Origin of the sequence: Modestobacter versicolor (assembly GCF_041028285.1) — a bacterium.
GTDB classification, from domain to species: Bacteria; Actinomycetota; Actinomycetes; order Mycobacteriales; family Geodermatophilaceae; genus Modestobacter; species Modestobacter versicolor_A.
In genome coordinates this window covers 262,944-272,758 of the sequence record NZ_JABGDB010000005.1, presented here as the reverse complement: position 1 = coordinate 272,758, position 9,815 = coordinate 262,944, and the positions used below count along the sequence as shown (strand labels likewise).

At 74.9% G+C, this 9,815-nt stretch carries 13 protein-coding genes; 5 read left to right on the top strand and 8 right to left on the bottom strand.

What is annotated here, in order from left to right; genetic code table 11:
* Positions 1-33: 33 nt before the first annotated feature.
* Together HL054_RS17460 and HL054_RS17455 are read right to left on the bottom strand one after the other, a co-directional pair.
* The gene (locus HL054_RS17460) at positions 34-411 is read right to left on the bottom strand and encodes a VOC family protein (RefSeq protein WP_369140314.1); all 378 of its coding nucleotides are present in this window, start codon (positions 409-411) and stop codon (positions 34-36) included.
* 45 nt (positions 412-456) lie between these two features.
* Positions 457-648 (bottom strand): DNA-binding protein, encoded by a 192-nt coding sequence (locus HL054_RS17455; RefSeq protein ID WP_369140313.1) that lies wholly within the window; start codon positions 646-648, stop codon positions 457-459.
* Positions 649-738: 90 nt separating this feature from the next.
* Here HL054_RS17455 and HL054_RS17450 point away from each other — a divergent pair, with 90 nt between their 5' ends.
* Together HL054_RS17450 and HL054_RS17445 are read left to right on the top strand one after the other, a co-directional pair.
* Positions 739-2,811: a hydantoinase/oxoprolinase family protein gene (locus HL054_RS17450; RefSeq protein WP_369140312.1), complete on the top strand. Its 2,073-nt coding sequence runs from the start codon at positions 739-741 to the stop codon at positions 2,809-2,811.
* Positions 2,808-4,667 (top strand): hydantoinase B/oxoprolinase family protein, encoded by a 1,860-nt coding sequence (locus HL054_RS17445; RefSeq protein WP_369140311.1) that lies wholly within the window; start codon positions 2,808-2,810, stop codon positions 4,665-4,667. Before HL054_RS17450 ends, HL054_RS17445 begins: the two co-directional genes overlap by 4 nt.
* Positions 4,668-4,727: 60 nt before the next feature.
* On the opposite strand, the gene HL054_RS17440 is transcribed toward HL054_RS17445, so the two are convergent.
* Entirely contained in the window at positions 4,728-4,907 is a 180-nt protein-coding gene (locus HL054_RS17440; RefSeq protein ID WP_369140310.1) for a hypothetical protein, read from the bottom strand.
* Positions 4,908-5,031: 124 nt separating this feature from the next.
* Between HL054_RS17440 and HL054_RS17435 the strand changes: the two genes are divergently transcribed.
* Positions 5,032-5,172, top strand: coding sequence for a hypothetical protein (locus tag HL054_RS17435; RefSeq protein WP_369140309.1), 141 nt, complete (start codon positions 5,032-5,034; stop codon positions 5,170-5,172).
* Between the two features lie 3 nt (positions 5,173-5,175).
* Here the strand turns inward: HL054_RS17435 and HL054_RS17430 are convergent, their stop codons facing one another.
* Entirely contained in the window at positions 5,176-5,679 is a 504-nt protein-coding gene (locus HL054_RS17430) for a J-domain-containing protein (RefSeq protein ID WP_369140308.1), read from the bottom strand.
* Positions 5,680-5,713: 34 nt separating this feature from the next.
* On the opposite strand from HL054_RS17430, the gene HL054_RS17425 reads away from it, so the two are divergent.
* Positions 5,714-6,238 carry an NUDIX domain-containing protein gene (locus HL054_RS17425; RefSeq protein ID WP_369140307.1) on the top strand — a complete coding sequence of 175 codons (525 nt, stop codon included), beginning with the start codon at positions 5,714-5,716 and terminating at the stop codon, positions 6,236-6,238.
* A 21-nt stretch (positions 6,239-6,259) separates the two neighbouring features.
* Here HL054_RS17425 and HL054_RS17420 read toward each other — a convergent pair whose 3' ends face one another.
* Entirely contained in the window at positions 6,260-6,850 is a 591-nt protein-coding gene (locus tag HL054_RS17420; protein WP_369140306.1) for an NADPH-dependent FMN reductase, read from the bottom strand.
* An 87-nt stretch (positions 6,851-6,937) separates the two neighbouring features.
* On the opposite strand from HL054_RS17420, the gene HL054_RS17415 reads away from it, so the two are divergent.
* Positions 6,938-7,315 (top strand): STAS domain-containing protein, encoded by a 378-nt coding sequence (locus HL054_RS17415; RefSeq protein ID WP_369140305.1) that lies wholly within the window; start codon positions 6,938-6,940, stop codon positions 7,313-7,315.
* Here HL054_RS17415 and HL054_RS17410 read toward each other — a convergent pair.
* The 3 genes from HL054_RS17410 to HL054_RS17400 all read right to left on the bottom strand — a co-directional run bounded on the left by HL054_RS17410 (position 7,312) and on the right by HL054_RS17400 (position 9,788).
* Positions 7,312-7,827 (bottom strand): MarR family winged helix-turn-helix transcriptional regulator, encoded by a 516-nt coding sequence (locus HL054_RS17410; protein WP_369140304.1) that lies wholly within the window; start codon positions 7,825-7,827, stop codon positions 7,312-7,314. The two genes, HL054_RS17415 and HL054_RS17410, sit on opposite strands and share 4 nt — an antisense overlap.
* A gap of 40 nt (positions 7,828-7,867) precedes the next feature.
* A complete protein-coding gene (locus HL054_RS17405; protein ID WP_369140303.1) occupies positions 7,868-8,710 on the bottom strand; it encodes an SDR family oxidoreductase in 843 nt (280 codons plus the stop codon).
* Positions 8,711-8,789: 79 nt separating this feature from the next.
* Positions 8,790-9,788 (bottom strand): anti-sigma factor RsbA family regulatory protein, encoded by a 999-nt coding sequence (locus tag HL054_RS17400; protein WP_369140302.1) that lies wholly within the window; start codon positions 9,786-9,788, stop codon positions 8,790-8,792.
* Between the last annotated feature and the right edge of the window lie 27 nt (positions 9,789-9,815).

Sequence of the window (9,815 nt, the reverse complement as noted above, 5' to 3'; positions counted from 1 at the left end):
CCGAGCAGGGGCCTGAGCGGACACCCCGGGCGGTCAGCCGCCCGGGGTGTACAGGCAGAACGGGTGGCCGGCCGGGTCGAGCAGCACCCGGACGTCGTCCTGCGGCTGGAACTCGGCGACCCGCGCCCCGAGCGACTGGGCGAACCCGGTGGCGGCCACCAGGTCGTCCACCTCGATGTCCAGGTGCAGCTGCATCTGCTGGTCACCGGGCCCCTGCGGCCAGACCGGCGGCACGTGGTCGGGCTCCAGCTGGAAGGACAGCCCCGGGCCGCCCGGGCGCAGGGTCACCCACTCCGGCTCGTCGGTGCCGATCGGCCAGTCGAGCAGCGCGGCGTAGAACCGGGCGAGGCCGCGCGGGTCGGGGGTGCCGAGCACCGTGCTGGTCAGGGTCGTGCGCGGACGGTCGGGCACGGGAGCCTCCCTGGGGATCCGGCTGGGACGCCACCGTAGGACCGCTCACCGACGGAACGAGAGCCCTCGCTCCGCCAGCGCCGCGCGCAGCACGCCGACCGCCCGGGGCCCCACCCCGTGCCAGGCCGCGACCTCCGCCTCGGTGTGAGCCGGCAGCTGGTCGAGCCGGGTGACCCCCGCGCCGTGCAGTGCCCGGCGCGCGGGCGCGCCGATCGCGGGCAGGTCGTCGTCCGTCATGCTCCACGGACTTCCGGGGCGGGCCGGGCTCATCGGTCACCACGCCACGTCCCTTCCCGTGCAGGTATCTCACCGCTAAGGTTTCTCGGCATGAGTGCTCGGCGCGTCCGCATCGGGATCGACACCGGGGGCACGTTCACCGACGTGGTCGCCGTCGACGAGGAGTCCGGCGAGGTCTGGACGACGAAGACCCCCTCCACGCCGGGCGACCCGGCCGACGGCTTCCTCGCCGGCGTGCAGAAGGTCCTCGGCCAGCTGGGCCTGGACGGCAGCGCCGTCACCGCGGTCAGCCACGGGACGACGGTGGCCACCAACCAGCTGCTCGAGGGCAAGCTGGACCGGATCGGGTTCATCACCACCGAGGGCTACGAGTCGGTGCTGGAGATCGCCCGCCAGTCGGTGCCCGACGGCTACGGCAACAGCTACTTCTGGGTCAAGCCGCCGCGGATCGTCCCGGCCGACCTGGTCCGCACCGTCCGCGGCCGGCTCGACGTCTCCGGCGCGGAGGTCCGCCCCTTCGACCGGGACGACGCCGTGGCCGCCGCCCGGTTCTTCCGGGACGCCGGCATCACCACCGTCGGCGTCTGCTTCCTGCACGCCTACGCCGACGACACCCACGAGCGGGCGATGCTCGCGGTGCTGCGCGAGGAGCACCCGGACGCGGTGGTGTCGATCAGCTCGCAGGTGCTGCGCGAGTACCGCGAGTACGAGCGCTCGGTCACCACGCTGGTCGACGCCGCGGTCAAGCCCAAGGTGGGCGCCTACGTCACCAACATCCGCCGCCGGCTGGACGAGATCGCCCCCGACGTCCCCTTCTACGTGATGAAGAGCAACGGCGGCGTGCTCAGCGCGTCCGAGGTGGTCAACCAGCCGATCACCACGATGCTCTCCGGCCCGGCGGCCGGGGCGCTGGGCGCGGCGCTGATCGCCGGCACGGCCGGCCACGACCGGGTGCTGACCTGCGACGGCGGCGGGACCTCGACCGACGTCACCGTGGTCATCGACGGCGAGCCGACGCTCACCACCGAGGGCTCGGTCGGCGACTACCCGTCCAAGATCCCGATGATCGACGTGGTCACCGTCGGCGCCGGCGGCGGCTCGATCGCCTGGCTGTCGCCGGAGGGCACCCTCAAGGTGGGGCCGAAGTCGGCCGGCGCCGACCCGGGCCCGATCTGCTACGGCAACGGCGGGGACCAGCCCACGGTCACCGACGCGCACGTCGTCCTCGGCCGGATCCCCCCGCACCTGCTCGGCGGGGAGATCCCGCTGTCGGTCGACGCCGCCCGGGCCGGCCTCGAGCGGCTCGGCGGGCAGCTGGACATGGGCGTGGAGCAGCTGGCCACCGGGATCCTGGAGATCTCGGCGTGGAACCAGGCCAACGCGCTGCGCCAGGTCACCGTCGCCCGCGGCCTCGACGTCCGGGACTTCACGCTCACCACGTTCGGCGGGTCCGGCTCGCTGCTGGCCTGCCGGCTGATGGACGTGCTCGGCCTCCCGCGCACGCTGGTGCCGCCGAACCCGGGGAACGTCAGCGCGTTCGGCCTGCTCACCGTGGACGTCCGCAACGACTACGTGCAGACGATGGTGTCCCGGCACGCCACTCTGGCGCCGGACGCGGTCGCCGCGGCCTACGCGGCGCTGGAGGACCAGGCCGCCGCGGCGCTCGACGAAGAGGGCTTCGCCCGGGACCAGCAGCGGATGCAGCGCACCGCCGACCTGCGCTACGTCGGGCAGGCCTTCGAGGTGCGGGTGCCGGTCGGCACGGGCCCGCTGGACGACGCCGCGCTGGACGCGGTGGCCACCGCCTTCCACGCCGCGCACTCCCAGCTCTACGGCTACGACTTCGCCGAGGACCCGCGCCAGGCCGTGGAGTGGGTCAACCTCCGGGTCAGCGGCATCGGCCCGATCCGCCGTCCCGACGTCGTCGAGCTGGCGGCGAAGGAGGGTGGCGTGGACCGGTCCGTCACCGGCACCCGGCGGGTGTTCTTCGACGCGTGGACCGAGGCGCCGCTGCACTGGCGGCCCGACCTGGCGCCCGGCGACGTCGTCGTCGGCCCGGCGGTCGTGGAGGAGTTCGGCTCGACCGTGCCGGTGCACCCCGGTTTCGTCGCCACCGTCGACCGGTTCGGCAACCTGCTGCTGACGAGGGAGAACGACCGATGAGCAAGCCCGCCGCCGACCCTGTCCTGGTCGAGATCGTCGCCGGCACCCTCGCGGCGATCGAGAAGGAGGTCGAGACGTCGATCGGTCGCACCTCGCGCTCGCCGATGATCCGCGACGCCCACGACTTCCGGGCCGGCATCCACGACCGGCAACTGCGCAAGCTCACCGGCCGGTCGTACTCCGCGCTGGTGCACCCCGTCGTCCGGGACCACCCGATCCCGACGATGAACCCCGGCGACGTCTACTTCCACAACGACGTCTACCTCTCCGAGGGCGGCATCGGCCACCTGCCCGACCTGTGCGTGACCGTGCCGGTGTTCGCCGACGTGGCCGGCGAGCCCACCGTCGTCGCCTTCGTGCAGGCGTTCGGCCACCACGACGACATCGGCGGCGCGGTGCCGGGCTCCATGCCCTCGGCCGCGACGTCGGTGTTCGAGGAGGGTCTGATGGTCCCCCCGATCAAGCTGTGGGACCGCGGCGTCCGCAACGAGGCGGCGCTGACGATCATGACCCGCAACTCGCGGATGCCCGACTCGCTCGCCGCCGACCTGGACGCCGAGTGCTCGGCCTGCCTGGCCGGCGCCCGCCGGCTGGGCGAGCTGTTCGACCGGTACGGGGTCGAGGCGGTCGAGGCCTGCTTCGAGGCGCTGCTGTCCAGCTCGACCGAGGTGTACCGGCGCGAGGTGCTGTCCCAGATCCCCGACGGCACCTACGTGTGGGAGGACTACGCCGAGCACGACGGCGTGGACGAGCCGCAGCTGCACCGCCAGCGGATCACCCTGACCATGGACTCGACCCGGGACGTCCCGCTGGTCATCGACTTCACCGGCACCGGGCCGCAGGCCAAGGGGCCGATCAACCACTGCGGCGACTACGCCGACGGCAACTTCCTCAAGAAGTGGCTGGCACCGGTGCTGCGCAACCTGGCGGCCACCCCGGAGCGGATGGCCGAGCTCGACGTCAACGAGGGCGTCGTCCCGCTGATCGAGATGCGCTTCCCGGAGAAGGGCACGCTGCTCACCCCGATCTTCCCGGCGCCCACCAACGCCCGGACGTTCGTGATCCTGCGGCTGCTCGGCGTGCTGGCCGGGGTGCTGGCCAAGGCCACCGGCGGCCGGATGCCCGCCGACCAGGAGACGATCCGCTACACCGGCGTCTACGGCACCGACGCCGACGGCGAGCCGTACCTGATGCGCGAGGTGCTCGGCGGCGGCTCGGGCGGGCGGTACTACGCCGACGGCGAGGACACCATCCACGTCGTCCCGGACTCCCGGAACCTGCCGACCGAGTTCACCGAGTCGCGCTTCCCGCTGCGGATCGAGCGGCTGGGCCTGGCGGTGGACTCCGGCGGCCCCGGCCGCCACCGCGGGGGCTGCGGGTACGAGAAGGACATCCGCGTGCTGCGGGACGCGCACTTCATGTCGATCGCCGACCGCTCGATCCTGGCCTGCTGGGGCGTCAAGGGCGGCAAGGCGGGGCGGCCGTTCTCGATCACGGTCGACCCCGGCGGGCCCGACGAGCACGAGGTCGACGCGCTGGCCGACGCCGAGCCGCTGAAGGCCGGCACGGTCGTGCGGGTGCGCACCACCGGGGGTGGCGGCTGGGGCGACCCGCTGGAGCGCCCGGTCGAGGAGGTGCTGCGCGACCTCGCCTGGCGCAAGGTCAGCGTGGAGGGCGCCCGCCGCGACTACGGCGTCGTCGTGCGCGAGGACGGGACGGCGGACGAGGCGGCGACCGAGGAGCTGCGTTCCTCGCTGCGCGCCGGCCGGCCGGAGGTGGAGCCGTTCTTCGACCGCGGCCCGGGTTACGCGCTGCTCTCCGGCGGCGACGCCTACAACGAGTTCGACCTCCTGTAGGAGGTCCGGCACCGCTCGAGCCCTGCCCACACCTGTGGGCAGGGCTCGAGCCGGCTCAGGTCAGCTGTCGCCGCCGGGCTTGGCGCTGTCGCCGGTCTGGCCCTCGTCCCCGGTGTTCGTCGGGTCGTCGGTGCTGCGCGGGTCGTCGTCGGAGTCCTCGACGGACTCCGGGACCAGCGGGGTCTCCCGCAGGACGTCCTCACGGGCCTGGTCGCGGTCGGTTCCTGGCACTTCGGTCATGGTGGACCTCGTCTCCTCGGGGCCCTGCACCTACCCGGCCCCCGAGCGTCGACCCGCGGCGCGCGTTCGCCCAGCGCGAAGCCCTCGCCCAGCGCGCACCGGCCGGGGTCGGCAGGCTGGGGGCATGAGCGAGCCGCACGAGGACGAGACGGTCAACCTGCACCCGGGGCAGCACGACGAGGGCGGGCACGGCGGCATGGCCACCCGCGAGCTCGAGGCCAAGCACGAGCACGAGCACGAGCAGGAGGACGACGCGGAGGACTGACCCTCACCCCGCCCGGCGCCGCCACCAGCCACGGCGCCGGGACGGCGGGGCAGCCGGGGGCCCGGGCGGCTGGGCGGACGGCGGGACGGGCGGCGGGACGGACGGCCGGGACCGCCGCCACCCGGCGACCACCTCCTCGACGTCGGCCATCCCCACCGGCACCCAGACGCCGTCGACCGGCCGCCGGTAGTACTGGTCGACCCGGTCGTTGTGCGCCTCGACCAGGGCGCGGACGGCGTCCTCCGAGGTCTGCGCGGCGACCCGGCCCGGCAGCTCCTCGCGCTCCTTGCGCAGCGCCAGCCCGGTCGGCAGCATCGCCGCGACGTCCGCTTCCTCGCGGCGGGCCCACTCCAGCGCCCACTCGTAGCTGGTCTTGTCCCGGTCCCGGCGGGGCAGCGGCTTGCCGCTCAGCGACAGGTCCTCGAAGGCGCCCTCGTCCGCGGCCCGCCGGATCTGCTGCTCGACCCAGGTCTCGAACGTCATGCCCTGCGGCTTGCGCTCCGTCATCAGCCGTCCTCCCCGGTCTGCCAGGCTAGGTCGCATGCGGACGACGAGCAGCCGGGAGGTGTACCGGAACCCGTGGATCCGGGTCCGGGAGGACGCCGTCGAGCGGGACGACGGCTCGACCGGCGTCTACGGGGTGGTGGAGCGCGCGCACTTCGGGCTGGTGATCCCGGCGGAGCGCGACGGGTTCTGGCTGGTCGAGCAGTTCCGCCACCCGCTGGGCCGGCGCTCCTGGGAGTTCCCGCAGGGCACCTGGCCGGCCGGCCACGACGGTGCCGCCGACGCCCTGGCCCGCGCCGAGCTCGCCGAGGAGACCGGCCTGCGCGCCGCCGCGCTGCACCACCTGGGCCACCTCGACCTCGCGCCGGGGCTGATGACCCAGGAGTTCGACGTCTGGCTGGCCGAGGGCCTCACCCAGGGCGAGACCGCCCGCGAGGAGTCCGAGGCGGACATGCGCACGGCGTTCGTCCCGGAGACCGAGTTCCGGGCGATGGTGCGGGACGGGCGGTTCACCGACAGCCCCTCGCTGGCCGCGTACAGCCTGCTGCTGCTCAGCCGCTGAGCGGGCCCGGTCGCCGGGGCCTCAGGCGACCGGCTGCCCGACCGGGTGCCGCAGCGGGCGCAGCGCGGTGGTGAGCCGCAGCAGCTCGTCGAGCATCGCGGTGCCGCCGGCGGCCAGCTGCTCGTTGGGCTCGAAGCGGCCGTCCTCGGTGAGGAACTGGGTGAAGAACGGGATGGTCGCGGCCTCCACGACCGGCACCATCCGCAGCGCGGTGAGCACCGGCTTGAGCGCGGTCGCCGCCCGCAGCCCGGCCGAGACGCCGCCGTAGGAGACCAGGCCGGCGGCCTTGTCCGCCCACTCGGCGTTCAGGTAGTCCAGCGCGTTCTTCAGCGCCGCGGGGAACGAGTGGTTGTACTCGGGGGTGACGAACACGAACGCGTCGGCGCGGCTGACGACCGCGCTCCAGTCCCGGGTGTGCTGGTGGCTGTAGCGCTGCAGCCGCGGGTGCTCGGGCTCGTCGAAGACCGGCAGCCCCACCTCGGCCAGGTCGACCAGCTCGACGTCGAAACCGCCGTGCGCCTCGGCCAGCTGCTGCACCCAGCGGGCGACGGCGAGGCCCTTGCGGCCGGGACGGGTGCTGCCGACGACGACCTGCAGGACGGGCTGGGACACGGGGCGGCTCCGGGGATCACGGTCGTTGAGGACTCAACCGTAGCCGCGACCGGCATGAACGGCGTCCGGGCCGGGCAGGACACGGGCATGGACGAGGCTGATCCCAGTGTCGAGGTCACGGTCACCGAGCAGGACGCCGAGCACGCCGCGGTCCGGCTGGTCGGCGAGCTCACCGAGAACGCCCGCCGGCCGCTGGTCCGGGTGCTCACCGACCTGCTGCTCACCGCGCCCCAGCTCCGCCGGGTCGAGCTGGACACCAGCGAGGTGTCCTTCATGAACTCCGCCGGCATGTCCGCCCTGGTGCAGCTGCAGAAGATGTGCCAGCCGCGCGGCGTCGACCTCACCCTGGTCGTGCACGGCAGCGAGGTCACCCGGCCGCTGCAGCTGAGCGGGCTGTGGCACCGGTTCACCATCGTCGACCGGCGCGAGGGCGCACCGCCCGTCGTCCACGAGGCCACGGACTAGCTGGGGTCGGGGGTGCTCCCGGGGACCCGACCGAGGGTGACCAGCCACCGGCGCAGCAGGCCGGCGAGCTGCTCGGTCTCCTCCGCCGACAGGCCGGCGAGCATCCCGCGCTCGGTGTCCAGGTGGTCGGGGAGCGCGGTGTCCAGCGCCTGCCGGCCCTCCTCGGTGAGCGTGACGACGACCGCCCGCCCGTCGGCCTCGCTGCGGCCCCGGGTGATCAGCCCCTTCTCCTCCAGCCGGTCCAGCCGCTGGGTGATCGCCCCGGAGGTGACCAGCGCCGTGCGCATCAGCGCGGTCGGGGTCAGCTGGTAGGGCGCCCCGGCCCGGCGCAGCGCGGCGAGCACGTCGAAGGACGGCGCGTCCAGGCCGTGCCGGGCGAAGGTGGCGCGCTGGGCCAGGAACACCTCGCGCTGCAGCTGGCTGATCCGGCCGATGACCCCCATCGGCGAGCAGTCCAGGTCGGGTCGCTCCCGGGCCCACTGCTCGAGGATCACGTCCATGGCGTCGCCCACGCGCTGCACCGTAGTGGGGTCGCTCACCGGCGCCGCCCGCTCATGCCCGGCCCGGGACGGGCAGGTCGGCGAGGTGCTCGGCGAAGGTCCGCGGCGCGCGGCCCAGCAGGTCGGTGAGCACCCGGGGGCTGCCGGTGAAGCCGTGCGCCCGGTAGTGGTCGAACATCGTGCGGCGGCAGCGGCCGGCGTAGGACGTCGGCACCTCCCCGCGGGGGACGACGTCCTGCGCGACCACCTCGACCCCCAGCCGGTCGGCGATCAGGCGGGCCAGGTCAGGGGCGGTGAGCGCCTCGGGGCCGGCCGCCTCGAACGTCCCGCCGTCCAGGCCGTCCTCGGTCAGCAGCACCGCCGCGGCGGCCGCGACGTCCCGGAGGTCGACCAGCGACTGCGCCGTCCGGAGGCCCCAGTGGCTGCGCAGCACGCCGCCGGCCCGGACCGCCTCCAGCTGGCCGTCGATGTTGTCGGCGTAGGCGCACGGCTGCAGCACCCGCCAGCTGCGCAGCCCGCTGGCGTCCAGCGCCTCCTCGGCGCGGTCCTTGGCGGCGTGGTGCGGCATCACCCGCAGCTGCGGCCGGAGCACCGAGTGGTAGACGACCCGCGGCACCCCGGCCCGGCGCGCCTCGGCGAAGAGAGCCGGCGCCCCCTCCGGCTCGTCCGGGTCGAAGTTCGGCCAGATCAGGTACAGCGCGTCGGCCCCGGCCAGCACCCCCGACCAGGCCATCGACTGGGTCAGCTCGGCGACCACGACCTCGGCGCCGAGCGCGGTCAGCTCCGGGCGCGGCCCCCGGCGGCTGACGACCGCGCGCACCTGCTCGCCGCGGGCGCGCAGCTCGCGCACCACCGCGGTCCCGGTGGACCCGCCGGCCGCGGTCACCACGATCATCCCGACACCTTAGGGCTGAGGTACCGGGCCGGGCGGGCACCCGGCGCCTCGGCCCGGACGTGGCGGCGGGGCGGGCGGGTCAGCGCAGCGGCGAGCTGAGCCGGACGGTCAGCCCGTCCGGCCCGGTGAGCAGGTCGACGTGGTCCCAGAGCTTGCGGGCCAGCCAGAGGCCCATGCCGCCGCGGGACAGGTCGTCGCCGTGCGCGGGCTGGAACCCGGCCAGCTCGTCGCGGTAGCTGGTGCCCCGGTCGGTGACCGTGCAGACGATCCAGCTCGAGGAGGCCCAGACCCTCGCCGACACCGGCGGCGTGCCGTGCCGGAAGGCGTTGGCGGCCATCTCGCTGACCCCGAGGTGCAGGTCCTCCCGCTGCTCCCGGTCGGGCACCCAGGCGGCGAGCACCGCGGCGAGCTGGTGGCGCAGGTCGGCCAGGGTGGGCGCGCCGGAGACGGCGTAGACCGGCTCCTCCTGCTCCATCGGCTCGCGGAGCAGCGGCAGGTCGCGGACGTAGTCGCCGGGACGCCGGAACGCCGGGTTCGCGGCGCGCACCCCGCCGGTGAGCAGCTCGGGGTGGGTGGCCGAGGCGCTGGCGGCGGCCGGCTCGGGGAGCTGCCGCTGGTCGTACAGGCAGAGCGCGTCGACCGGGGACCCGGCCAGCAGCCGGTTGAGCACCGACTCGTAGCGCTGGGCCTCGCGCCAGTCCCGCGGCTCGGCACCGAAGGCCGGGGAGCCCAGCACGCGCAGCCGCCCCGACGGCGCGTCCGCGGCGCGGGCGAGCAGCCGGCGGAGGGCGAGCACGCCGTCCGGCGGGCGGACGCCGCGCAGCGAGGCGCGCGGCTCGCTGACCAGTGCGGCCGGGGAACCGAGCTCGGCCCGCAGCAGGTCGGCGGTCGCCTCGTCGCAGGAGAGCACCGTCAGGTCGCCGGCCGCCAGCCCCGCCTCCAGCCACGGGACCGCGGCCGCCCGGAGCTGCTCGTCCGAGCCGATGACGGCGGCGGCGTGGCCGTGGGCGCACGGCTCCGCGGCGACCGGGGCCGGGCGGCCACCGCCGTCCTCCCGGGCGCGCTGCAGGGAGCGCACGGGCTGGCCTCGGACTGCGGACAACGG